Below are 23,001 nucleotides of genomic sequence, written 5' to 3' on the forward strand. Positions count from 1 at the left end.
TATTGTTGGTAAGTTGTGAATAAAAAAAGACCACATTTGAGCTGTGGTCTTGATTCGCATAATGTTCTAACAATTATTGAATGGAGTATTCAAATATAATGAAATGTTTATATTAAAAAAGCTGTATAAAAAAATACAGCTTCCCAAGTCACCTTGTATTTAATATGCCTAAATCAAATATAACTAAATTTATCGATAAACAAAAAAAGACCACCTTTGGATATGGTGGTCTTAAACAACGTCTATGGGGTTTTATTTAATTTTATTACCGCTGTCAAATATATGTGTTTTTCGTTAAAGATTGGTTAACTTCTTGTTATGTTATTGTTTAATGTATATCTATATTATATAACTATCTTCTGTAATTTTATTTGACTTTTGGTATTGTTGTTAGTGTAGGTTACTTCCAATAGCTTAAAATAGCTGTTACCGTATTTGGTCTGCAAGAAGATTGGTCTGCTCATATCTAGATTGGTTATATCTGATTCTGTCAAATATGCTTCAGCTTCCATTATCAGTAAGTTGTCATTGATAAGTTCCTTAAGTTGTTGTTGATGGTATCTGTTATATAGGGTTACCGAATCATCATTTACTATATATTCTGTAGTATAGTATTCTTCAGGTAGGTCGAACAGTATTGAACCCCTAAGCCAATTTTCCTCTGATATTAAATGTATATCAAACATTGAAGTATAATTGTAATGGTAAGGTTCTATGACCGTTTCACCTCTATAGTGTATAGGGTATTTATCTGCTAAATATTTCATTCCGTTACTGTACATCAATCTCAATTTTGACTTGAACGGTTTCTTTTTTCCTGTAAGGAATCCATCCGATTTGAATATGCAGGGCAACATCTTAGCGTCCTGTGAATGGTTGTAATTTATCGTAGGACTGAATATGACTTCAATGTCCTTATTGCCTGAAATACCTTTACTGTCATTTACCTTTAGGTTACCATATCCATTTGTTCTACCATTCTTGTAGTAGTCATTCAGCATATCATTATCTTCAGCAAATTTATAAGTATATGATTTTGGTAGGTTTGAATTTGAAATTAAGCTGTAATTCTTGAAATCAATCTTATCCGTCCAATCAATAGCTTTATTTCTATTTAGGTTAATTACATCTTTATAGAATGTATGGTAGGGTTCTATAATCCAATTGTTCTTATTTTTGGGGTCTTGCACCATATACAGGTTGAATAGGGTCATAACCGATTTAAGGAATTCCTGAAGCTTTACACCTTTGGGAATTGCATCGAAAAGGTTGATATTGTCATTAAGTTGTATAGGGATTTTACTTACTGTGTTTTCTTTACCGAATCCCATCGTAATCATTTCTATCCTGCAATTGGCATCAAAGGTTCCATTCTCTTTATAAATGCCAAATACATATTGTCCATCCATCAATGCTTCATCTACTCTAATCTCAATAGGAAATGTCACATCTCCTGTATTGTTCTTTTCTATTCTCTTATAATATTTAAGGTTATTAGAATTGATTGATTTCTCGGCTCTTAAGTCAGCCAATCCAGTCAAGAAAGTTCCTGTAAGATTACCCCTAATAATTAAATTATAACTAATGGTCATTGAGGTCTTCAATGTCTTGTCCTTTGCTTCAAGCCAAGGTATGTTGGTCTGTATATCGTTGAATCCTACTGACCTAGTGCCAGTGACAAAATTGTCTGTATCATCCAAAATTATATTATTGGGAAATGCATAACTTGATTTTGCAAAGAGTTGGTCTCCACTGCCTATAGTGCCTATACCATACCAAATAGCTGACCATACACCACTGACATTTTTTGTTAATTGTTCCTCGGTGTATGGTACATAAAGTTTTTTGAAAGAAGAAGAATTGATAAAATCCGATTGATAGGTGAATTTATTCAATAGCGTATTATCTTCATTCCATTGTGTAAACTTTTCATTGATGGTGTCATATCTAAATCCCTTGAAAATACTGTCAATATATCTTTTTAAAAAGACAGAAGGTCTTAGATTACGAAGGTCATATGCTGAATCCCAATGGTTAGGTTCAATGGTAGGGTTTCCTTGGTCATCATTTGTATTAGGTCGGTCATCCTGACCATAGTCAATCTGTGGAAATATATATTGATGTACCATATCCGCATTCCAAGTTGTCATTACATTGGAAATGGTGTAAGGAATAACATCATTAATGGAATCCAAATCCGACAATTCCCTTTCTGCTAGGTCAGAAAAGAACTGTACCAACGCACCTATTATTACACAATTATATTGGATAGTATTGTCCTTGATTTCAGTTGTCTTGACCATCAAAGAACCTTCAAGAATCTGAATATTGTTCTCTAAAAGTATTGCTCTTACGGTTCTGTTACGAACAAAGTTATGCTGTAGTTGAGTTGAATATTCATCACTCGAATAAGTGGATATATCATATAAGTTACCAAGTGCAATGTTGTTTCTTTCTGTTCCCTTTAAAACAAAATCCTTGGTAAAATTATCCTTACGACTTGATATGTCTCTTATGTTCTCAACACTGAAAATTGTCTGAAGTTGTACTTCTTCCGTATCTAATATTTGATATTCATTTTCTCCTAATATGTATAAGCTATATGTGCTGTTCATTATTTATTCTTTAGTTTAAAGTGTTACAGCAATAGCCAATAAAAAAGGCTACCTTTTACAGTAGCCTAATAATTTTAATGGATAACAGTATTAGTATCCATAAATACCATCTAGATAATTTGTTCTTGCTCGCATCCATTCTGCAAGCTTAAGCAATCCCATAGACCAATCAGATTTATCTGTCCATTTGGCTTTGTCCTGCTCGTATAATTTTCGTTCAAATTTGATTGAAATATCCCTTGCAACATTATAAATGTTGTCTGCACTGAATACACCCATTGAACGAAGCTGTTTATATCTTGACCTTATTTCAGTCTCATATACACCCCATACTTTTACCTTCCAAAATTCAGTAGTATTGGCAGGTACGTTCAATGATTCATCCCATACACGACCACTTGTGCCTGCAATCTCACCACCGTTCCAAGACTTGAACCAAGTATCTAAATCATAAGGTGTCCATTGCCATTTACCACCACTATTATATGTCATAATATGGAAGTTCCTACTAATACAGTCAACTAATTTAAAGTAGTCCAAGAATAAATATGTATCAACAATGTTGTTGGTTACGAATCCATTCCTGAATGCTGTATTAGCAGATGCCAATGGTGTAGCACATAATGTGGTAAAAGTGTCCAGTACAGTCTGTACTTCAGGTGTTTTAGTTTTTGGATTTCTTAATTCAATTCCACCTAAAGTAGTGTAGTCAACTGCATTTCCCAATTCAAATTGAGTATGTGCAGGTAAATCTTTTGTAAGGTCATAGTTTTGATATTTTTTTCCAATATTGAAATTCCCTATACCATAGAAAACACCATTGATATATAGTACAGCAGGATAACCATCTACGTGACCTAATGCACCTGTTTCCATCGATAGAGAACCATTTGCACCAAGTAAACGTTGGTCAGTCTCTCTTTTAGGAAATCCATCACGTGTCTGTATCATTTGTTCCCAAACCCTATTTGCCGTGATATTACAAACGTGCATAGGCTCGATGTAATTTACCTTAAATACATATTCACTATGTGGTAAAAGGTTTGCTAATCTTAATTCCTTGCTTGTAGCCATTGTAGCATCTGTGAACAATTCTATTGTCCAGTTCTTTTCAGGATATCCTGCTGAAGAACTTCCTTGTACTTCATATCTTGTGTAGAAATTATGTACACGACCATCAATGGTGATAATACTATTACCACGCATAAATGTACCTTTAGCAGATGGAATTGGGTCAGTAGTAGTCAATTCAACCTTGATTAACTCTACAGGGTTATATCGTGTAACATCAGGTATGTTCTTGCCTGTTCCACCTCCACCACCGCCTTCACCATAAGGTGCAAAAAGTTTAGGTAGTACTATTTCTACTTTAGAATCAAAAAGATAACCGCTAACATTGTGATTGAAGACAATAAAGCAATTCTCTTTTGCTTCATAATTTATTGAATTTAATCCTTCTTTGCTTGCTCTAATGACAGCTATTTCAGTTGTCATATCGCCTGCATAAACAATTGCCAAAGCCTGTAAAAATGTTTCGGTGTAATATTCAGGAGCAACCAATGCGTGTATGGTTTGACCACTAGCCAATGGTATTGGATTGGTGTAACGCATTGAAAAAACACCTCCGTGCGCCCCTTCCAAAGGTCTCATTATTCCTATGTTGGAAAATATACCAAAAGGTAAAACATTAGTTCCACCATTATTTTTTAGTTGGTCAAATTCAATTTGGCTTACCACACCTACAGCACTTTTTTCACCTATATTAGACGGTGATAAAAATATAGGTTGCTCAACAATTACCTCACCCCAACATTGCGGATTCTCCCAACTTGCACCAACAGAAGACATAATTACAACATAACCATCAGCTGAAGGTGAATATTCACTCTCATACTTAATCATTGGGTCTGTAGGTTGTATCCTTCTTTGAGTACCAATGTTGGATACGTAATTGTAATTGGTGTCCAAGAACCACCCCATTACAGTACCTGCACTGACCGTATCACCGAATCTAGTTCTAAGGGTTACGTCATCACCTTGTTTAACGGCAATTGGTTCGGTGAACCTTACCATTCTTTCATCATTTTTTAACGTTCCATCACCTAATAGTTGACCAACATTACCAAATGTTAAGTTGTCGATTGCCCTTAATCCCTTATTACCTTTTAATTCATCAACCGAACGTTTTGATGCAACAGCATTAACACTAGTTGTGCTATCTACATCAGAAGGTTTAAGGAAAAGGAATTTTACAACTTCTTTGAAGTCACCTGCATTAACACCATCCCTGTAGTTAATTGCAATTTTCCTTGGTTGAGTTGCGGTATATGTAAAAGTCTGAGGTGTATTGAGTGCATTATATGACATTCCTTCTTCAGGAATGACATTGTTGCTCATATCAAAAATAACTATTGCAGGTGTATCAAGATTTTCAGTTGCTGAACGCAATCTTACTGTTTCACCTTTAGCGAGTTCAAAGATTGCTGAACGAGTATAATAACCAAAATTACCTGTAGTACCATCCTTACGCCAAAATGTACCTGTATTTGGTGTAGCAATTACTGAAGTAACCGCACCGTTCAATGCCATATTATAAGACAATGCACCACCTGCAACATCCATAGTACCACCACCTATCAAATCCCAATCAGATGCGGTATCAGTAGGGGTCTGTGAAGTAGCCTTATTGGCTCTATATATCTTTTTATTTACAGTTGCAACCGAATCTTTTGGAAATGCTCCTGCTGACCAATCAGATATTTTAGCACTGTTATTTGGTAAGTTTACCAAAGCTGTTAAAGTCCACAATTGGGTTGTATGGTTATAGTCTGCTAGTCCTAAATTATTCAAAGGAACGACCACATTGGGTTTACCTGCTTGGGTATATGTATTAGGTGCTAAAATTGCCCATCCGCTAGTTGTTGGAGTAGGTAAAACTGTACCTGTTACATTGATATGTTCAGCTTGAACTTTACTTAAATCAGCTTTCTTTGCGTAGTCGTTTTCTACTTCCTGAGCGTTGTCGTTAACGACCTGTTTTATTTCATTCGCATCTTTTGCTGTAAATATTCCATTAGGTGTTGCACCATTGTTAGCAATTTTGTTATTGTAATTAATTGACTTCATATTAGGTTTATACTTTATTCTAAAGTGTTATAAACCGAAGTCAAGGACATAGTCAAAACCACTAGCTGATATATCCGTATAGGTACTAATATTAATGTCATTGGTAACTGTGAATGAAATATTTATCCTATTAAACCTTTTGGTTGCTCTTTTCTGTAGGACTTCCATTGAACTATTGGAAATCATTACAGGTACAAAGCCATTCAATGTTTCGACAAATACTTTTTTGGATGCTATTATTTTACTTATAATATCGTATTCCATATCACCTAAGGGAGCAGATATTGCCGTATAGGTAACAGTCTTATCAACTCCAATTGCTTTGGTGAGTTCTGTGTATACACCATTAATAACAGATAAAATTTGATTGCTCTGCATAGTGTTTTTGACAACACTTATTGATTTTTTGACATTTCCAAAAGGATGGGAATCGATACCACCAAGTTCATTTAACCAGTGGATATTGATAATATCATCAGAACATTTATAAGCTATGACATAGAATGTATAGTCATCAATTACCTGCTCACTCAATTGATTGAATCCTGCAATTTTAACCGACCTTATCATATTGGTAAAGACATCGTTTTCTTCAGCAATTTTTGAAATTGATAAGCGAAAACAATGAAGCTGTTTGTTGGTCAGATTTGTAAATGGTACATTCTTGGTAATAACTTCACCTGTGGTTAAGGTAGTAGTAATAACAAAGTTTGCCAATTGACTGCTACTGTCCGCAAGGAAATAAAGGTATGTATCTATATTGTGGTGAATTTTTGATGCGGTTGGTATATCACTTAAGAACGATGCTAACTGACCACTCTGCACTAAATATTTAGATGCGTTGTCTGAAATGTATTTATTGGTGATACCTTTAAATGAATAAAATACAGATGATGTAACTGTTGGGTCTGTTTCAAGTCCAACAGCATTTAAACCTTTTACTTGTAAATAATAACCAATCGTACCATCAAGATTAGTTATGGTTTGATTATTATTGACTATTGGAGTAAAGGTATAATTATTCAAGAATCTGCTGATATCGATAAAGTTCTTATTTGAAGTCGGTGGTATGAATACCTTTAGCTTTTGGATAATTTCATTGCTTACGGCTTTTTTAATCAAAACTTCAAAATATAGTGTTGTAGGTAAATCTGAAGTAAATTCAAATATGATAGGTGATTCATTAGCTGAATACTTATATGGGTGTTTAGATATTGTTATCATTAGAATAGTTTTAGATTTGAAAATATATTGTCAATGGTGATGTTACCCACTACTTGTTGAGCATCATCAATTAACTGAGGAATCTCTTTTTGGAAAATTGGTTTAGCTTCTTGACCATTTAGATAACGGTCACGTGCCATAGCATAAGCCATTCTATCAATAGCTTTGTCATCACCTTCAAATACAACGTCTTCACCTTTACCTAAGTAATATTTAGTATTTCTTACCTTGATATTTTTTCTTAAAATCCAAGATTTGAAAATCTCTGGATTTGGCATTTTATCACGGTAGGTATAAGGTGAATACGGAGCAGGGGTTGCGTTCACCCCGTTAACTCCAAGGTCAACATAATTAATATATGAACGCCCTAAAATGTTGATTTCTGTATTACTTACTACCTGCATTGACAGGTCACTCATTCCACCTGTGTCAATTAAATCAAATTGGTTGATGTTATCTATTACCCTAGAAATGAAGTCACCACATACGGATTCTAACCCACCTTTTAATTCCCTGAAATCAGCTTTATCAGCACCTAGATTATCAAGAAAATCTAAACTTTGCTGTCTCGCTGAAGATTGTTTTGCCATTGTTATTTTCTTTAAATTAAAGTGTTAAAGAATGGACATTAAAAAAGGGATATATTAAATACCCCTTGTGTTGCTATTGCTCTGTATTGTATTTAGTTCGGATTCATCTATCATCATTTGTGCAATATTAAATACTGCTAGTGCAGGTGTTTCCATAAGTTTAAAAAAGGATTCATTGGTGTAGTTTGCAACATCTTTAACCAATCTGTGAAATCCCCAATTCAGATAAAAGACTTTTTTTATTTCAATTTTTTCTTCTTCCAAAATTGAAGTTTCTCCTTTAGAATTAGTTTCATTGTTTTCGCCATTGAGGATATCAGCGAAGATTGTATAAATCTCTTTAAATGTTTCTTGAGCAAAAAAAAACCATTCAATGTATCTACAATGGACATATTCTTTATTTCTTCAACTGACAGAACAGACATAAAAGATAGGATTTCAGCAATGTTTTCTTTTTCACCCCTTAATTTTTCATAAGAAATAAAGTCATCCATAGTGATATCTTCAAGTTTTTTCAAATTCCATTTAAATTTTGATTGGGTATGGTCAATTTCAGATTCAAAAAATGAAATCTTGTTTATTGCAGATTTGAATTGTGCAGGCTTCATCTTTTCAATTTCTTCAATTGTATAATCTGATAGAATAGATAAGGTCTGAATTTCTTTAGTCAACTCGTCTTTTGCAAATTTATAGTTTGCAATTTCAGTAAATTTATGTGTTGGAACTTCACTCCAACTTGCGTATATGTTTTTCATTTTTTTTTTAAAAATTATGCAGTGCCAATGCACCAAGAATTTGATTTTCTTGTTCGTTTATTGTACATATGCCACGATAACGCCAAAGCTATAACTTGGTCATCGTGTCCCGATATTGCCTGATATTTTATTGTATTAGATTCACTTGAATAGATATACTCAAAATTTAGCATTTCATTACTTACTTCTTCGCAGTAACGAATTTTTCCCTGCTCTACTGCAAGTATCAATTCTTTAATAAGCTGAGGTTTTGAAGCTTTTGTAAATTTGAAGCCATATAAATTAGGTATATCAAGTCGTAATTCATCAAAAATTGGCATACCAACGCCAGTACTATCAACTATTTTATCAACACTTCTAGGTAGGTCTTTTAGTTTCATTTTGGTGTCGTTCCAATCCGATTGCCAACGTTGAAGTCTACACATTGTTGCAACGCCATTTTCATCAGTTAAACCAATAACTACTGACCAATCGACCGTAGATGCAAGGTCAATACCTATAGCTTTGTCTTTTTTCCTTGATAATGTTGGAATGATATTTTTTGCGATATGATTACCAAAAGGGTTTGATGCATTGGCTTGTGGAATTGCTAAATATTCCTGCGCAAATACCATTTCAGGTAATTCAGCTTTAGCTTCTTCTATCACAGACCTATCTAAATGTGGGTTGTCATATGTGCTATAGTGAAATGATTCCCAATTTTTATACTTTAGTTCACTACTTAACCCATAGTTATAAAATTGAAAAAACTCCCCTTGTCCTCTCGGTGTACTTAAAAATATTGCATCCCCATTAAAATCAGTTAAACAGGGGTTAACACATTCGAAAAAGAAATTTTTGAGCGATTTTATGTAAGCGCACTCGTCGAGTATGGCAAGGTGAAATTTATGCCCCCTAAAATTGTCAGGTGCTTCACCTGTAAAAAAGCGAATTGAACCGCCTGTTATTAATTTAATGTAAAGGTCGGTTTGATTACTTTCTTCAATTAATTCACTTCCAATAGTATCAAGTAATTCTTTATAAAATACTTTACCCAATGCAAATGTTGGAGTGACAAATGCAATTAGTTTTTTATCCAATGCCCCCTGTATCGCTAATGATTTGCAGATTAGGCTTTTGCCCCAACGTCTGCCACACATTAAGACTTTTCTTTTAGCTTTACTTTTTAAAAATTTAAGTTGTCCTTTATGTGGGTTAGGTAATATTAATCTTTGTTTCAATTCTAGAAAGGTTCATTCTCGTCTTCTTCATCATTTATAATGTCGAAGTCATCAGCATCATCATTGCTGTCTAATTCATCAATTTCTTGATGTGGTGTTATGTCAATTGGTTGGTCAATCTTTGATAATTCAACAGGCTTTTCATAACTAATTTCAATCTTCGAAATCTGTTTCTTTTCCTCTTTCAAACCTTTTTTTAGTTGAACTTCTTGTGCATAGGTCGAAGTTGTAAATTTTGCCATTTCAATAAGAAAACGAGCCTGTTGGTTTGGGCTTAATTGGTCGAAAATAGCCTGCATTTTTGACATATTGTGGTGTACGAATAAGCCAATCTTTTTACCTGTTTCTTTGTTAATTATGTCACGACTAGACCTAGTTAATTTTTTGTAGCTAAGTGTTTTATTTTCTGAACCCTTTGGGCGGCCGCGGCCACGACCACTGTCATTATTTGCGTTTTCTGCCATTGGTTTTAACTTTTTGGATTGGTTTTGGTTCTTCTACTTCTTTAGTTAAATCATCCTGCATAATATAAGCTTTAATTATATCACTATCATCTTCAATAACTGTAGCCTTGAATAATCCTGTTTTACCATCCTGATTCCAAACCACATTCGGGTTTTCTATTTGGTCGTTATCATACCCTTCAGGATTGAAAGGATTAGTAATATGTTCTAAGTCTGCATTGTATTGCTCGATTACTCCATCTACTGTTTCCTCAGTAGCATTCTTAACATCAATAACCAATTGGTTATTTAATTCAGTTATCGCTTCAACTTCTCTATTTTTCCAATTGTTGATGATGGTTAATGCTTCCTTAATTACACCTCCGCAAGACTTGCAGAATTTTACATACCTTCTATCAGTGATAGCGTTATATATTTCTTCGATTGTGTCATAATCCTTTTCAGGGTTTTTAAATTTTATACTACCTGTGCTGATGTAGCTGTCAATGTATTCTTGGATACTCTCAATTGCTTCCATTATTTTGGATTTTTCCATAATATTTTTCTTTTTATTTTAAAGTGTGACGAATAAGAAAAGGGTAACCGATTAAGTTACCCTGTGCTATCTAAAAGATGATTTTTATGTTTTTTTCCTTGGCTATATCCCTTAATTGTTGGAATATTCTTTCTTTTTCTTCTTTGTGCTGTTTGGTATATTTTCCCTTCTTTTCATTCTTGTCTAACTCGAACAATAATATGTTCTTATCAGCTTCAGGTAGGAAGGACATCAAATAATATAATACGTGCTGTTCTCCTTCATTTTCTTCGCTTAGATGTTCTGAATCACCTGATTCTTGCCATTCAGGGATGTAGAAATCTTTTTCTTCAATCCCGTACATTTCGTCATCATCAAAAAATTTCAAGTTGGATGTGAAACTTATATATTCACCAAAAGAATGTTTGTTATATCCTATCAATTTTGGATGTTTCAAGAACTGTTTTTTAGCAATTCCAAACATAACTTTAACGGGTCTTCTTGGGTCATCTACATACCAATTGTAGACTTCTTCACTATCTTTTTTCAGCATCTTTTCAATGACCTCATTACGGACATCATCCAATATTTGTGAACGATTGGAATAACCATTTTTCCAACACACGTATTTAATTATATTCTTAAATTCTTGTGTTTCCGCTATTTCTCTTACTATTTCATTTTTTGCTTTGTCAAAGTCTATTAATTTTAATTTTCTACTCACTTAATCCTTTAATTATAAATATGCTGATAGCATCACCATCAGCTTCTCAATTGCAATTGCCAATAATGCTGACATAGGTGCAAGCAATAGCATCGCTAAATGCGAGTACATAAAAATTGTACAAGCAAATCCCAACCACCATCCAAGGCATTTTGAGCATTGCCAAGGTTTAGGTTTCATTTTCAATTTGTCGATAACCCATAAGTAGGGGTCATTATAATTCGCAAAGAATACAGCGGTCATAGCTATACCAATTGCTAATAATATTATTTCAATCATATTTTTATTTAATTTTTAAACCTGTTGAGGTTACTCTTTGGTCTGCATCAGATAAATTGAGATGGTAAATTTCTTTTTTAACTTTACCGTTTTGATGTACGGTTTTTTCATTCATAACTTCTTCAACTATCTGCAAATCTTCACCTAAATCCATCTTTGTTAAATTCCACGTGCAGGTAATATTATCGCTGTAATGAACCACATAAAGTACCGTGTCAACTTCAGGATAACTTAGGTTGCTGACAGCTTTATTAACTTCCAAAAAGCAGGTCTTATAAATCTTTGAACTGAAGTTTCTATTCTTTACTTCTGCTAGTATCAATCTATTATTATGTTGTGCATAAGCATCAAAACTACAATTGGGGTCTTCTGTAAATGACCAATTAATGGTAGGATAAACCATTGAAAGTCTTCTACGCCCTAAATTCTCATAATCTGTAAAATCCATATTATTATCTTGTTTAATTATAAATATTAGGCAAAATGAAAAGTGACTGTTTTTACCAATATTTATTTTTCTTTTAAGAAAATAGTGTATGAATGGATTTTTTTAAAGGGTATAAAAAAAAGGGATGACCGTATTGTCACCCCTGATAATTGATTGAAGATTAAAAAATAAAATGGAGAATACCGTTTATCCTATTTCACTGTTTGCGTTTGCACCACGGTATTCAGGTTTGTTTTTATTTCGTTGTAGCAACGAACTGCTACTGCAATTGCTAGGCAAATAAGTAATGCCTTCAATGTAAATTTTAAATTTGTTTTGAACTTTTCCATATATCTATAAATAGTATGTATTTTGAAAAAGTATCTATTTTTTTTAAGAAAAATAATTTTCATATTCTTCATACCTAATTTTGGTTAGCTCGTATGCTTCCTGCTCTGCAATTTCGCTGTAAAAAATATATAATTGCTCACCAATGCTTAGTTGTCTAGTTTCCATTATGCTGTCTTTTTTAATTTTAAATAAATCTGTTGAAGGTAGTTTTTAACTTCCAACATAAGTTTGGTTTTGTCTACCTTTTTATTTTCAATAACTTTTTCAAATGCCTTTTCATAGATTGTAAGCTCAATATTTAAAAAATCATCTGATTTCAATTTTCTGTTTTCCCTAATAAATTGGGTATAATAATATGCAACATCTTTAATGTCACTGAAGCAGAAAGGTTCAAAACCTAAAAGATTTTTAACATCAGTATTTTTGGCTTCTTCATTTAAAATTTGTACCCTCAATGATTCAGTACCATCTTCAATGTGACGAATATCATCTATATATTTATCCAGTATAGTTATTTGTTTATCGGATAACCTAAAACCTTTAGCTATTTGACCTGCTACTTTATTTAAAAAAGATATTAAAAAATCATTTTCTTTAATTCTACCTTCAAGTATATAGTTTTTAACTATCAGGTATTTTTCTTTATTTGTTAATTCTTTCATTATGCTACTTTATTTCTACATTTAATTTTGAACTGTATTGCTAACCATAAGGCTTTATACTGTGTTTCCTTTATTGCAATAGGCATTGGTACTTTATCTATTTTCTTTGTTTTTATTTTTTGGTAGATGTCATTTGCATCTACATTGTTTTTGCTGATATAGTTTTCAATTTCAGAATCATAGGCAGTAGACCGTTCACTAAAGTCCAATTCTTCATCCATTGGGAAAGGTTCTTCTATAATTGATTGGGTTACTTCAATTGGGCTTTCAGCACTAGAATTTGTATTTTCCAATTCATTTATTTTATTCTGAAGTTTCTCATTTATTTGCTTTTGTATGTTTAATTGAGACTTTAATTCATCAATTGTTTTTTGATAATCATCAATTGAAATATCAGGTTTACTTTCACTGTCTAGTTCAATCACAAAATTCAAATCATCATCATATTCACTCAATTCTTTTTTCTTTACAACATACCAATCAACCATAAATCTTTTTATGAACTTGGGTAAAGTCCTTGTATCATTATAGTATTCTTTTTCTTCACCAGTTTTCTTTTTCCATTTATATTGGTCAGTAGTGCTATATTCATTCGATGTAGCACCAATAACAGCTTCATTCACTTGTTTGATAATATTATTTTGGATAAGCTTATTTAGCATATCTGTCAAACTATAACCCTTCTTACCTGATAAGCCAAAAAAATGTTTATGGTTATCAAAATGTAATTGGTAACTTTTTTCTCTGTTAATTATCCAAACAAGGAATTTTGCTTTTTCCTTGAATATGTTGGAATAACCCTTGAAAATTTCTTCGATTTTTTGATTTACTTGGATGGACAAATCTCTAACCACCATTTTACGTGTTACTTCATTTAATGACATTTTTAATTGTTTATACTTTTCCACTATATCCATACATTTTAAAAAGTATAGGTGGGTAGCTACTCCCACCTTAATTAAAATGTATTATTGAAATAGCAACTAGTGGATAATTGATATTTACTTGTTTATATATAACTATCACAATGTTTCAAACTTGATAGGTTTTACCCTTAATTATTTTTTAACCAATTGATATTGAGACAATTTATTTTTTATTGAGATGTTTACAACTCACATATAACGAATATAATGTAAGACCTATCTGAAGTCAAGTTGAGAACCTAACTTTTTTTTAGAAATTATATATTTTATAAGTTTCACGTCTTCTTTCCAGTCTTGTTTCACGTCTTCTTTCCAGTCTTGTTTCCTGTGAAGTTTCACGTCATAATAGTTTAAGTTTCAGATTCAGAAAAAGGTTAAGAGACTTCGTTATATGACGTGAAAGAAGACAGGAATGTTATTATGTTGAAGAAACTAACAGAAAATTGATTGTTGAGATATATTAGTCAGTATGGAAAAACTAAGTATTGATTACAACATTATAAAAAATATAAAACAACAATTGAGAATTAACAATGTAGTTGAGGTTGAGATTCTCAACTGTATGAGTAAAATTTATAAAAAAATAAAAAATATTGAATTCTCAACAGAATTAACTATTGAGGTAAACAACAGAATAAGGTTAGTATTTGGATTGGATAAAACAAATAGATACAATAATTGGATATACAATGTTAAAGTAATATCTTCTCAATAGGATTTAAACATTATGTTACCCTACGGTATGTTTATATATTTTATAAAGTAATTAAGAAATACAATTGAGAAAGATTAAATCTCAACTTTATAAAAGTATGTTTCCCTACGGTATGTAGATTAGTATTGTAATATTATTTATCTCAACTTATAAAATATATAATTCTTCAACAGGATTAAGGTAGTAAAACAAGGTTACCAATAATTACAATATTCCAACTATCTCAATATCCTCACGGATAAGGTTACAGGAATAGTATTTTGAGTAACGTCAACATAGCAAAGGTTCCGCTCGCCAGCCTGCGAGGTTAGGGTCAAAGATGGCTGTATTAGGTCAGCGGGTTAGCTATAATCAATTATTATATCAAAGTGGTGTATGTCATCAAAACGAATGAAAGTGTCTTAAATCGCCTTATTTTAGGTCAAAGGTTCTAAGGTAATAGTTTTATATAAAATATAACCAAGGAAAAATAAATTAAAAAAAGTTTACCTTATAAATTATATAATTTTCCGGTACAAAAAATATTTTCATTAAAGTTTGGATTTTAGGAAATTATTCGTATATTTGTACTATCGATTCGTTCAGGATTGAGATTAGCTAGGTTAACCACCTATGCACATTCAACATTTATAAAATAGAACCTTCGTGGATTAGTATCGGCTTGAAAAATAATGTCGCTTATTTTCAGGTACTTAACATATTTATGCAAAAAAACTTTAATCTTTTTTGATGTTTTTTTTTAGGTCGATGCTATTTATATATAAATAAGATGTAGAGAGAAAAAAAATAAAAAATAAACAAGATGAAAATTAAGAAAAAAGTGCAGAATATAGTTGATAAAGTTTATGACCAATTCAAACAAAATGAAAGTAGTGAAGAATACTATACAGGTGTAGTAACTAACAAAGACGTTTTCTACTATTACACATTAACCCTAGCAGATGGTTTTGATTTCTTTTTACCTAAGAAAACAAGCGAACTTATTAAAGACACTTATCAAGCTTATCTTTACAACGACTTAGATTTAGATAATAGTGATACTAAAACAATTATTGAAACTTTCAATAAATCTAGTTTAGAGTATTTCCAAAAATCAAATCTTCAGGATAAAGAAGAAAAGATAACAGTGTGGCAAGAATGGGTTGAATCCGTGGTTAAAGCGTTTGAAAGCAAAATAAGCGCATAACATTGTGAGAATCCCCCTACATGGGGGATTCATTATAAATAAATATTAACAAGATGAAAGAAGAATACAACGGATTAACCAAAAAAGAAATAGATGATGTTCTATTTGGTGCAGGATGTGACAGCTATAACAGATTTGATAGATTTTTAGATATTTATACAGACCTTGAAGATAACAGATTCTATGCATTAATGAATGCATACGTTTCAAGTGATAACCTGTATGAATACAGGGATGAAATCAAAGATATATTCAGTCGTTTCCAAGGTCAGACAGGAAATTTCCTAAACAATGATGATGCTGAATATTTCAATCAACTACCTGACCAAATAACAATATATAGAGGTATGACAGTTGAAGAATTTGAAGGTGGGGAATATGGGGTTAGTTGGAGTTTGAAAAAAGAAGTAGCTGAATTTTTTGCTAATACATATGGTAGGAATTTTTCAACTGTGGATAGTCAAAAAATAGTAGTTGAGAGAACCATAAATAAAAAGGATGTAATCACCTTTAACAATGAGAGAAAAGAATTTGAAGTAATATATATTAACAATTAATAAAATGGAAAATTTAAAAGAAAAGTGTCAGCAACTTGACCAAGCAGAATACAAAAATTTGTTAAATGTATATCCTCAACTAAGTGCATTGTTAATCAAGATTTCGGATATTGCTACAACTCAATCGCTTGAGCTATTGCAGACAGAAATTGAAAAGGATGAAGAATATAAATGGTTTGACACCAGTGATTGGTTCAATCAAATCCACGGATTCTCATCAAGTTTTATTGAAACTGAAATTGATTTATATTCTGAATCAGAAGGTAAAACAAAGGATGAATTAACCGAATTAGATTATGAAATTATAGCTGAAGATATCCAAAGTTCAGTTGATTGCAACTGTATGTCCTTGGATGATTTAATATTTAGAATAGAAGTGTAAAAAAATTAATATAATAAACAAGAAAAGCCCCCATGTTGGGGGCTTTTTCTATTTAAAATTACCGATACTTTTTTTGTATAGCTGTTGAAAAATCATAACTATCTATGTGATAAATGTTGCCATAAAGATATTCATACGAATAATTATAATTTTCTCCTTCAATAAAAAAAGAAAAATTCCCAAACTTTTGCACAGGCATTTTTTTATTTTCACTAAAACTTAATAATTGTTTCAACGCACATTTTCCGATGTTTAAAATTGTCAAATTATCCATTTAAATCACACTATTTTTTAAAATTTTTAATTTTATAAACAATTTTAAAAAATTATTGTTTTATTCTCCATCATCATTTTTGGGTTCTTTAGAACTTACCCAATTCCCTAAGTATTGCCTGACCTTATCCACTATAGCAACGCCTGTATGCTTTTCAATAGTACTTAGAATGCCAAGTAATTCAGCACCGATTGGTATAGCCATAATCAATTTAAAAATCTCGAATGCTTCTTTAATCAAATGCAACTGAACCGCATTCACAACAATTACCAATATTGAGTACATTATCAATTTAATAATGAATGGTTGGGTAATATCCCAATGTTTACATTCTTTACATTTTCCAAAAAACCAAACAGCCAAATCCATTATATAATCTACCGTGACAAGGAAAATAAGTAAAATATAAAGCTCCCATACAGGGGCAAAAAATGCGGAAATAAATAATAGTAGCTTGGTTACAATACTAGATGTCACAAAGTTGTTGAATAGTTCTTTAATAACATCCATTTTTTAACCCCTCCAAAATCGAGTTGCACCACAGTCAATGTGCACAAAAGTCTTATATTGACCACAACCGCCCTCTTTTTTATTTTTCACAACAGTAGATAACCAACCTTTAATATCTCCATTAATTGGATAAGTGTCCAAGGCATTACCGTACAGATGTTGTGAATTCGTTGCTCCATTTACTGACCTGTTATAGCTTGGTGACCTATATGATGAACTAATTCCAATCGGTGAACCGAATAATGTTCTCAAATTTTGAAGTTCCAAAATAATTTTCAAGTTGATTTTTGTAGTGGTGTCTTTCTTGTTTTTGGTTAGGAATTCCTGAAGTCTGAAATTCTTGGTCAATTGAAAATTTGGTGTGGATGCATTGAACTCAATGTGGTCACCATCTACTTTAATATTGTTCTTAAGACATAAATCTTTTAATTCTTTTAGCGTCATTAATTGGTTTGGTTAATTTTTGCTTATAATTATTAACTTTAACGGATTTATTTGCAGATTAACAAATAATTGCTATTTAGGTCTAAATTTGACCTTCATATCTCGTCTAGAATCAATTATCTTTTTCTTTTAATATCATTGTTCCAAAACAATGTCAAATGCGTCAGAAGGCTTTATTTTGGGTAATATACATTTGTCCTTTTCACGAAAAACAGATAGCCTAATTGCAAATGTTATTCCTGCTGTCCTGTCAGGATTTTCATCATCGAATGGATTTATGTGGATATTTTCATCCATTTCAAATTTCTCAATTTCATCATAATGAAAATCAATGAAATCTTGAGCAATTAACATTGTATCATTATGAATATCATCTACATTTCTGTTATCCAATTTGTTGTTCTGAATGTCAGCTATGGAGATAATGAAATTGTAATTGTTATAATTAGAATTGATTGAATTATTCAGATATTCTATATGACAAACAGGGTAATTAACATCTCTAATTGATGCAAAATCATCCTTATTACTAACAATAACGGTATTAACAAAAGGCGATTTACTAAACCAATCCTTGAGGTATTTTTTGATTTGGTTTAAGTTCATCATTACAGTTTCCATCCTTTCCAATTTCCTGTTTTATTGGCTCTATCTTCGTATATTTTAACATAATTAGGTTCATCTTTGATATACCAACCTGTTGAAAATGGAGCAACAATATCACCTGTTGTTGAGCAGGATTTATTGACATATTCCACCAAACGCATACGGTAGGAATCATATTTGCTTCTGTAGTATTTTTTGATAGATTCAATCTCACCAAGGACAATATTGTCTGCATTAGCATCAGTTATATTCAAAGTTCCTTTATTGGTGTATTTATAATTAAGACTTGTAGTAATATTCAACAATACACCATAAATCAAAAAGTCTTGGATATATGTTTTTAAAAGAATATTGATATCATCCTTAATTATATAATCCTTATCTTCAATCTTAGCCAATACTTCATTTTCAACCTCAGTATAAAGGTCTTGACCAAGGATAGGTAAGAGTTCCAATTGCTGTATTTCTTTGGTAACGATTCTTAATAATTTAGATTCAATATTTTCCTCGATAATTGAATTATCCTTAATTGTACGTTCACTTATAAATAGTGTAAATTTTGCCATTTTTATATTATTTAATTCTAACCACAGATTGCTTTACCCAGTGGTGTCTGCAATTAAGTCCACCCCGTTCACTGAATATGTTGAATCCAAGGACTTCACTCATCTTTTCTATGTCCTCCCTTGAATAAAGTCGGTTAGCCTGTTGGATTTTTTTGCAGAATGGACGTGTCTTTTCATCTATTGGATGACCTTCATAGCTGTATCTAATTTCAATCCTGTTAAGATTTGATGTGTTGTTATTATTAACTCCACTGTTCTTAATTGCTTTTCTCAAATCATCAGAATTGATTAATTGGCTCATTGGAATTAACCTTGCATTGACCAATTTTGCCATTTCTTCACGTATTTCTTGCAAAGTGAATTCATCATCAAGTTTAGATTGAATTGATGATAATGATTGTCCTGCGAATGGTGCAGACTTGATTAAGTAATCAGTTAGTTTGGTGTCGGATTCAAATTTCAATTCTTCATTAAATGCATATCTGCGCAATACCATATATTCACCTGCTTCACTTCCAAAATGTGCAATTGAATTAAATTTCAATTCATCTTCTTCAATTTCCTCTTTTGAGAATTTATGAAAATTAGCAGGTGGAGTAGGTGTAGCAGGTGTAGGTGTACCAACTTCCTTGCTCAATCTATTACCTTGTCCGTTGGGTAATGGGGGCAACCCTGATTTTGCTCTAATTTCATCTATTGTCATCACAGCAGAAACAGCAGGGTCAATTTCATCACCGAAAATATCATAATCTTCAATCTCAATAGGGTTGAAAACGCCTTTGAAAAGCTTATTCAAAGAATCTACTATTTCACGTCTACGATTAAATACGTAGTCTTTCCTGAATGATTTATAAGAGTTTTTATACTCGCTATTTGCACCCAATTGCCCTGCAACTGAAACACCACAAAGTAAGGGTGAAGTAAGTGAATGTGCAGATATAATATTCTGCAATGTTTGCTCATTTAGAGATAAATAAGCTTCATTCCATTCTGAAGGACTAATATTAGTTACTTCAGCAGGTTTAGAATCTTCATTTGCAAAGTTTATAATTATCTTTTTACCTTGACTACCAGTATAGGAATTGGTAATTGACCTTTCAATAGTTTCTTTCATTTCAGGTGTAGGTTCACCGTTGTGAAATGTTATAATTGATGATGGAGAAAAGTTATTGTTGATGTTATGAGAATGGAAATCTATAATATCAATATAAGTTTGTAAGGATTTCAAAGCACCTGAATATTCAGGTTCAGGATAGACTTTATTGCTTGGACTATGACCACCGTAGAAATAAATTTTACTAGTGTAATCACCATTATTATTTCTATTCCATTTACCAAATTCAATAACTTGATTGCTGTTCAATTCCCAATCGTCACAATAGAAAAATTTATCTCTACTTTTATTAGTTCTAATTGTAGATGCAGGAATGTAATTCCATTGGACAGGTTCACCAACACCATTAAAAATTACCTCAATAGCGTAATAACTGAATATTAAATAATCTTCTACTACTTTGCGAAGTAAATCAGTTATAGAATCATCTTCATTAACATTGAAATCAGCCTTTTCATCAGAATTAGCAAACTTCAATCCGTTACCCATAATATGGTTAATCTTACCTTCAATAATTCCACGGTGAATAGGGTTATTATTATATAATTTTAAAAGGTGGTTAGGGTAAAGGTTATTATCACCATAAAACCACATCACATCATTTCCTTTTCTATTACCTTTTGCTTTCTCTACAGGTAATGGAACTACGTTTTGATTGAACATCAAATTCATTATATCCCCTGTAAACTTTTTTGGTTGACTAGGTTGACTAGATGTAAATGGGTTTTTGTTATTATTTACTTTTGGTTTTCGGTTATTACTCATAATTAAGGTTAATCTTCGTATACGGCAAACTCATCGTCACCGTCAAAATTGAATTCGTTTGTCTCAGTGTTTTGACCAAGGTTTGATGATTGGATTTTCATATTACCCGATTCCAATTCACCGTTAGAATCTTCAAGCTGATAGGTATATAATCCATCATTTAGTTCCGCTAATTCATCAGTAATTTCAAACAAGACAAACCTTTCATTTTCTTGTCTTGCAGGTGGTAATTGGATAGTATTAGTTGATAAATCGTAATCAGAAATAATATTGAACAATACCAATCCCGACAATTTTCTGTCAAGTGTAAACCATAGTTTTATGCTTTCTTCATCCTTATTAATTAGCTTGGTCATTCTCTGTTTTTCTCTTTATTTTAAAGTGTTACGGCATAAAAAAAGACCGTTACAGGAGATGTAACAGCCTTTTTGAATTGGTTTTAGGTTAATAATCGGGGGTTGATTATCCTAATACAGTAGTTAAGATTGTAGGGTCAACTAAACGAATTAATTCGTTATCCAAACCACTAATTGTAATTGTGTAACCGTTCAAGTCTGCACCTGCAACACCTGTACCACCTGCAATAGCAGATACTTCATTATATCCTGACAAACCAACAGCAATATATTTACCGCTACGTAATTGGATGATACAAGCTACTTCAGAAGCTTCAAGTAAGTTATTTACGAATGTTCTTGAATCAATTGAGATATCACTAACAACTAAAGTAATTTCAGTTGTCAATTCAAATGAATTAGCTTCAGGGGTTGAAGCATAGTTTTCTACAACTCCGAATGTATTTTTGATTAATCCGACTTCTACGAATTTTTTACCAGTCTTAAGACCAATTTCACTTACCATATTACCAGTAGCATCAACTTTGAAATTAGATACTGTACCAGTCAAGTATTGTAAATCAGAATAGGCAATCATCCATAATTTGGATACACCACCACTAACTTTTTTACAACCTTTTGAATAGGATGTTAAACTTTTTAAACAAGCCATATTTTTTATTAATGTTTATATTTTTTATAAAAAAAGGTGGTGAATTTGCACCACCTTTTTATTCTCTCTTTTTAAAAATCTAGCTAACTAGATTATGCTGATTTTTTGAATACTTTAACTTCACTAGCTAATACCAATTGTACACCCAACGCATAAGCAAAATCCATATAAATTTTCTTCGTTTCAGTTGAATACACCATCTCAGCAGATTCTTCTTCACCCATAAGGTCAGTTCCGATAACATAAGAACGGCTACGTCCAAAGTGGAATCTATCAGTACCGTTTAAGCCTGAAGTTGGTTGTAATCTTGCAGACGTACCAAATAATTTAGCATCAGAAGTTTCTTTGTAAATGTTTTTGTTCGCCAATTCAATGTTAACTGCTTCGTAATCCTCTTGGGATAAGAAAATAACAAAGTCAGGAGCATTTTTTACAGCTTGGTCAATCGTTAACAATGCTTTTTGCAAACGCTCTAATAAAGTTGCACCAGCAGGTAAAGTAACAGCTGTAGGAGCTAATTTGTTAAAACCATCGAATTTATTCAAGTTTGCATTAGCAGATGCAGTATCACCTTGCCAAATTAATTTTTCATTTGCTTCAGCAATTTTAGAAGCACGTAATTTCATAAAGTCCTGAGCAAATAACAATTCAGAATAAGTCTGACCTTGAGTAAGGTATTCTACAGTCCATTTCTTTTCATAAGCTTTTGGACAATAATCTTGTTCGTCTTTCAATGGAACTACAGTGATTTTTGCATCAGTTATAGTTGTTGAACCCAAAGGTGAACGTCCACAGTTGTCGTTTACTTGTAGGTTTACGTCTGCATCCAACAAAGGGATTGATTCAGTTCCCTTGATACCTACCATCAATGAACCTTCCGATTTTAAGAATGCAACAGTAGAAGCATCCATTATAGATTTTACCACAAATTCAGTGGAATTTTGCCTAACATAGTCTGTCAGGGCTGATAAATTTAATGCCATATTTAATAATTGGT

General features: G+C 32.0%; 27 protein-coding genes. 4 read left to right on the forward strand and 23 right to left on the reverse strand.

Annotated features, from left to right (window positions below; all coding sequences use genetic code 11):
• Window positions 1-344 precede the first annotated feature (344 nt).
• The 15 genes from CRT24_RS03410 to CRT24_RS03480 form a co-directional block, all read right to left on the reverse strand.
• Window positions 345-2,615 carry a hypothetical protein gene (locus CRT24_RS03410; RefSeq protein WP_099369842.1) on the reverse strand — a complete coding sequence of 757 codons (2,271 nt, stop codon included), beginning with the start codon at window positions 2,613-2,615 and terminating at the stop codon, window positions 345-347.
• 90 nt (window positions 2,616-2,705) lie between these two features.
• Window positions 2,706-5,741: a CotH kinase family protein gene (locus CRT24_RS03415; RefSeq protein ID WP_099369843.1), complete on the reverse strand. Its 3,036-nt coding sequence runs from the start codon at window positions 5,739-5,741 to the stop codon at window positions 2,706-2,708.
• Window positions 5,742-5,768: 27 nt separating this feature from the next.
• Window positions 5,769-6,965, reverse strand: a complete 1,197-nt coding sequence (locus CRT24_RS03420) for a hypothetical protein (RefSeq protein WP_099369844.1) — start codon at window positions 6,963-6,965, stop codon at window positions 5,769-5,771.
• Window positions 6,965-7,555, reverse strand: coding sequence for a hypothetical protein (locus CRT24_RS03425; RefSeq protein WP_099369845.1), 591 nt, complete (start codon window positions 7,553-7,555; stop codon window positions 6,965-6,967). The genes CRT24_RS03420 and CRT24_RS03425 overlap by 1 nt, the downstream gene beginning before the upstream one ends.
• 54 nt (window positions 7,556-7,609) lie before the next feature.
• Complete coding sequence (locus CRT24_RS03430) at window positions 7,610-7,819, reverse strand: hypothetical protein (RefSeq protein WP_099369846.1); 210 nt, start codon at window positions 7,817-7,819, stop codon at window positions 7,610-7,612.
• The gene (locus CRT24_RS03435) at window positions 7,795-8,310 is read right to left on the reverse strand and encodes a hypothetical protein (protein WP_099369847.1); all 516 of its coding nucleotides are present in this window, start codon (window positions 8,308-8,310) and stop codon (window positions 7,795-7,797) included. The genes CRT24_RS03430 and CRT24_RS03435 overlap by 25 nt, the downstream gene beginning before the upstream one ends.
• 14 nt (window positions 8,311-8,324) lie before the next feature.
• On the reverse strand, window positions 8,325-9,530 hold the full coding sequence (locus tag CRT24_RS03440; protein WP_144034498.1) for a terminase large subunit domain-containing protein: 1,206 nt from the start codon (window positions 9,528-9,530) through the stop codon (window positions 8,325-8,327).
• Between the two features lie 2 nt (window positions 9,531-9,532).
• Window positions 9,533-9,994 (reverse strand): hypothetical protein, encoded by a 462-nt coding sequence (locus tag CRT24_RS03445; RefSeq protein WP_099369849.1) that lies wholly within the window; start codon window positions 9,992-9,994, stop codon window positions 9,533-9,535.
• Window positions 9,975-10,529 (reverse strand): hypothetical protein, encoded by a 555-nt coding sequence (locus CRT24_RS03450; RefSeq protein WP_099369850.1) that lies wholly within the window; start codon window positions 10,527-10,529, stop codon window positions 9,975-9,977. Before CRT24_RS03450 ends, CRT24_RS03445 begins: the two co-directional genes overlap by 20 nt.
• A 70-nt stretch (window positions 10,530-10,599) precedes the next feature.
• Window positions 10,600-11,232, reverse strand: a complete 633-nt coding sequence (locus tag CRT24_RS03455; RefSeq protein ID WP_099369851.1) for a hypothetical protein — start codon at window positions 11,230-11,232, stop codon at window positions 10,600-10,602.
• A gap of 12 nt (window positions 11,233-11,244) precedes the next feature.
• Entirely contained in the window at window positions 11,245-11,511 is a 267-nt protein-coding gene (locus CRT24_RS03460) for a hypothetical protein (RefSeq protein ID WP_099369852.1), read from the reverse strand.
• A 4-nt stretch (window positions 11,512-11,515) separates the two neighbouring features.
• The gene (locus CRT24_RS03465) at window positions 11,516-11,959 is read right to left on the reverse strand and encodes a hypothetical protein (protein WP_099369853.1); all 444 of its coding nucleotides are present in this window, start codon (window positions 11,957-11,959) and stop codon (window positions 11,516-11,518) included.
• A 372-nt stretch (window positions 11,960-12,331) separates the two neighbouring features.
• On the reverse strand, window positions 12,332-12,454 hold the full coding sequence (locus CRT24_RS21190; protein WP_257213963.1) for a hypothetical protein: 123 nt from the start codon (window positions 12,452-12,454) through the stop codon (window positions 12,332-12,334).
• The gene (locus tag CRT24_RS03475; protein WP_099369855.1) at window positions 12,454-12,951 is read right to left on the reverse strand and encodes a hypothetical protein; all 498 of its coding nucleotides are present in this window, start codon (window positions 12,949-12,951) and stop codon (window positions 12,454-12,456) included. The genes CRT24_RS21190 and CRT24_RS03475 overlap by 1 nt, the downstream gene beginning before the upstream one ends.
• Window positions 12,951-13,868 (reverse strand): hypothetical protein, encoded by a 918-nt coding sequence (locus CRT24_RS03480; protein WP_099369856.1) that lies wholly within the window; start codon window positions 13,866-13,868, stop codon window positions 12,951-12,953. Before CRT24_RS03480 ends, CRT24_RS03475 begins: the two co-directional genes overlap by 1 nt.
• A gap of 478 nt (window positions 13,869-14,346) precedes the next feature.
• Between CRT24_RS03480 and CRT24_RS03485 the strand changes: the two genes are divergently transcribed.
• The 4 genes from CRT24_RS03485 (at window position 14,347) to CRT24_RS03500 (ending at window position 16,717) form a co-directional block, all read left to right on the forward strand.
• Window positions 14,347-14,592 (forward strand): hypothetical protein, encoded by a 246-nt coding sequence (locus CRT24_RS03485; RefSeq protein WP_099369857.1) that lies wholly within the window; start codon window positions 14,347-14,349, stop codon window positions 14,590-14,592.
• 802 nt (window positions 14,593-15,394) lie between these two features.
• The gene (locus CRT24_RS03490; protein ID WP_099369858.1) at window positions 15,395-15,778 is read left to right on the forward strand and encodes a hypothetical protein; all 384 of its coding nucleotides are present in this window, start codon (window positions 15,395-15,397) and stop codon (window positions 15,776-15,778) included.
• A gap of 53 nt (window positions 15,779-15,831) precedes the next feature.
• A complete protein-coding gene (locus CRT24_RS03495) occupies window positions 15,832-16,335 on the forward strand; it encodes a hypothetical protein (RefSeq protein ID WP_099369859.1) in 504 nt (167 codons plus the stop codon).
• A 4-nt stretch (window positions 16,336-16,339) separates the two neighbouring features.
• Entirely contained in the window at window positions 16,340-16,717 is a 378-nt protein-coding gene (locus tag CRT24_RS03500; RefSeq protein ID WP_099369860.1) for a hypothetical protein, read from the forward strand.
• A 334-nt stretch (window positions 16,718-17,051) separates the two neighbouring features.
• Here the strand turns inward: CRT24_RS03500 and CRT24_RS03510 are convergent, their stop codons facing one another.
• The 8 genes from CRT24_RS03510 to CRT24_RS03545 all read right to left on the reverse strand — a co-directional run bounded on the left by CRT24_RS03510 (window position 17,052) and on the right by CRT24_RS03545 (window position 22,987).
• Window positions 17,052-17,501 carry a hypothetical protein gene (locus tag CRT24_RS03510; protein WP_099369862.1) on the reverse strand — a complete coding sequence of 150 codons (450 nt, stop codon included), beginning with the start codon at window positions 17,499-17,501 and terminating at the stop codon, window positions 17,052-17,054.
• 3 nt (window positions 17,502-17,504) lie between these two features.
• Window positions 17,505-17,945: a D-Ala-D-Ala carboxypeptidase family metallohydrolase gene (locus CRT24_RS03515; RefSeq protein WP_099369863.1), complete on the reverse strand. Its 441-nt coding sequence runs from the start codon at window positions 17,943-17,945 to the stop codon at window positions 17,505-17,507.
• Between the two features lie 135 nt (window positions 17,946-18,080).
• Window positions 18,081-18,566 (reverse strand): hypothetical protein, encoded by a 486-nt coding sequence (locus tag CRT24_RS03520; protein ID WP_099369864.1) that lies wholly within the window; start codon window positions 18,564-18,566, stop codon window positions 18,081-18,083.
• Window positions 18,554-19,117 (reverse strand): hypothetical protein, encoded by a 564-nt coding sequence (locus CRT24_RS03525; protein ID WP_099369865.1) that lies wholly within the window; start codon window positions 19,115-19,117, stop codon window positions 18,554-18,556. The genes CRT24_RS03520 and CRT24_RS03525 overlap by 13 nt, the downstream gene beginning before the upstream one ends.
• A gap of 7 nt (window positions 19,118-19,124) precedes the next feature.
• On the reverse strand, window positions 19,125-20,996 hold the full coding sequence (locus CRT24_RS03530; RefSeq protein ID WP_099369866.1) for a hypothetical protein: 1,872 nt from the start codon (window positions 20,994-20,996) through the stop codon (window positions 19,125-19,127).
• Window positions 20,997-21,004: 8 nt separating this feature from the next.
• Window positions 21,005-21,352: a hypothetical protein gene (locus CRT24_RS03535; protein ID WP_099369867.1), complete on the reverse strand. Its 348-nt coding sequence runs from the start codon at window positions 21,350-21,352 to the stop codon at window positions 21,005-21,007.
• A 106-nt stretch (window positions 21,353-21,458) separates the two neighbouring features.
• Window positions 21,459-22,004, reverse strand: a complete 546-nt coding sequence (locus tag CRT24_RS03540; RefSeq protein ID WP_099369868.1) for a hypothetical protein — start codon at window positions 22,002-22,004, stop codon at window positions 21,459-21,461.
• 92 nt (window positions 22,005-22,096) lie between these two features.
• On the reverse strand, window positions 22,097-22,987 hold the full coding sequence (locus CRT24_RS03545) for a hypothetical protein (protein ID WP_099369869.1): 891 nt from the start codon (window positions 22,985-22,987) through the stop codon (window positions 22,097-22,099).
• Window positions 22,988-23,001: the final 14 nt, after the last annotated feature.

Source organism: Sphingobacterium sp. 1.A.5, assembly GCF_002734235.1.
Classification (GTDB): domain Bacteria; phylum Bacteroidota; class Bacteroidia; order Sphingobacteriales; family Sphingobacteriaceae; genus Sphingobacterium; species Sphingobacterium daejeonense.

What these genes read in the sequence shown, in the direction of transcription:
- CRT24_RS03490 (WP_099369858.1), top strand. Translation starts at nt 15,395, where the DNA reads ATGAAAATTAAGAAAAAAGTGCAGAATATAGTTGATAAAGTTTATGAC.
- CRT24_RS03450 (WP_099369850.1), bottom strand. Translation starts at nt 10,529, where the DNA reads ATGGAAAAATCCAAAATAATGGAAGCAATTGAGAGTATCCAAGAATAC.
- CRT24_RS03460 (WP_099369852.1), bottom strand. Translation starts at nt 11,511, where the DNA reads ATGATTGAAATAATATTATTAGCAATTGGTATAGCTATGACCGCTGTA.
- CRT24_RS03545 (WP_099369869.1), bottom strand. Translation starts at nt 22,987, where the DNA reads ATGGCATTAAATTTATCAGCCCTGACAGACTATGTTAGGCAAAATTCC.
- CRT24_RS03480 (WP_099369856.1), bottom strand. Translation starts at nt 13,868, where the DNA reads ATGGATATAGTGGAAAAGTATAAACAATTAAAAATGTCATTAAATGAA.
- CRT24_RS03425 (WP_099369845.1), bottom strand. Translation starts at nt 7,555, where the DNA reads ATGGCAAAACAATCTTCAGCGAGACAGCAAAGTTTAGATTTTCTTGAT.
- CRT24_RS03500 (WP_099369860.1), top strand. Translation starts at nt 16,340, where the DNA reads ATGGAAAATTTAAAAGAAAAGTGTCAGCAACTTGACCAAGCAGAATAC.
- CRT24_RS03410 (WP_099369842.1), bottom strand. Translation starts at nt 2,615, where the DNA reads ATGAACAGCACATATAGCTTATACATATTAGGAGAAAATGAATATCAA.
- CRT24_RS03435 (WP_099369847.1), bottom strand. Translation starts at nt 8,310, where the DNA reads ATGAAAAACATATACGCAAGTTGGAGTGAAGTTCCAACACATAAATTT.
- CRT24_RS03475 (WP_099369855.1), bottom strand. Translation starts at nt 12,951, where the DNA reads ATGAAAGAATTAACAAATAAAGAAAAATACCTGATAGTTAAAAACTAT.
- CRT24_RS03510 (WP_099369862.1), bottom strand. Translation starts at nt 17,501, where the DNA reads ATGGATGTTATTAAAGAACTATTCAACAACTTTGTGACATCTAGTATT.
- CRT24_RS21190 (WP_257213963.1), bottom strand. Translation starts at nt 12,454, where the DNA reads ATGGAAACTAGACAACTAAGCATTGGTGAGCAATTATATATTTTTTAC.
- CRT24_RS03515 (WP_099369863.1), bottom strand. Translation starts at nt 17,945, where the DNA reads ATGACGCTAAAAGAATTAAAAGATTTATGTCTTAAGAACAATATTAAA.
- CRT24_RS03540 (WP_099369868.1), bottom strand. Translation starts at nt 22,004, where the DNA reads ATGGCTTGTTTAAAAAGTTTAACATCCTATTCAAAAGGTTGTAAAAAA.
- CRT24_RS03495 (WP_099369859.1), top strand. Translation starts at nt 15,832, where the DNA reads ATGAAAGAAGAATACAACGGATTAACCAAAAAAGAAATAGATGATGTT.
- CRT24_RS03520 (WP_099369864.1), bottom strand. Translation starts at nt 18,566, where the DNA reads ATGGAAACTGTAATGATGAACTTAAACCAAATCAAAAAATACCTCAAG.
- CRT24_RS03465 (WP_099369853.1), bottom strand. Translation starts at nt 11,959, where the DNA reads ATGGATTTTACAGATTATGAGAATTTAGGGCGTAGAAGACTTTCAATG.
- CRT24_RS03525 (WP_099369865.1), bottom strand. Translation starts at nt 19,117, where the DNA reads ATGGCAAAATTTACACTATTTATAAGTGAACGTACAATTAAGGATAAT.
- CRT24_RS03445 (WP_099369849.1), bottom strand. Translation starts at nt 9,994, where the DNA reads ATGGCAGAAAACGCAAATAATGACAGTGGTCGTGGCCGCGGCCGCCCA.
- CRT24_RS03530 (WP_099369866.1), bottom strand. Translation starts at nt 20,996, where the DNA reads ATGAGTAATAACCGAAAACCAAAAGTAAATAATAACAAAAACCCATTT.
- CRT24_RS03420 (WP_099369844.1), bottom strand. Translation starts at nt 6,965, where the DNA reads ATGATAACAATATCTAAACACCCATATAAGTATTCAGCTAATGAATCA.
- CRT24_RS03485 (WP_099369857.1), top strand. Translation starts at nt 14,347, where the DNA reads ATGGAAAAACTAAGTATTGATTACAACATTATAAAAAATATAAAACAA.
- CRT24_RS03415 (WP_099369843.1), bottom strand. Translation starts at nt 5,741, where the DNA reads ATGAAGTCAATTAATTACAATAACAAAATTGCTAACAATGGTGCAACA.
- CRT24_RS03535 (WP_099369867.1), bottom strand. Translation starts at nt 21,352, where the DNA reads ATGACCAAGCTAATTAATAAGGATGAAGAAAGCATAAAACTATGGTTT.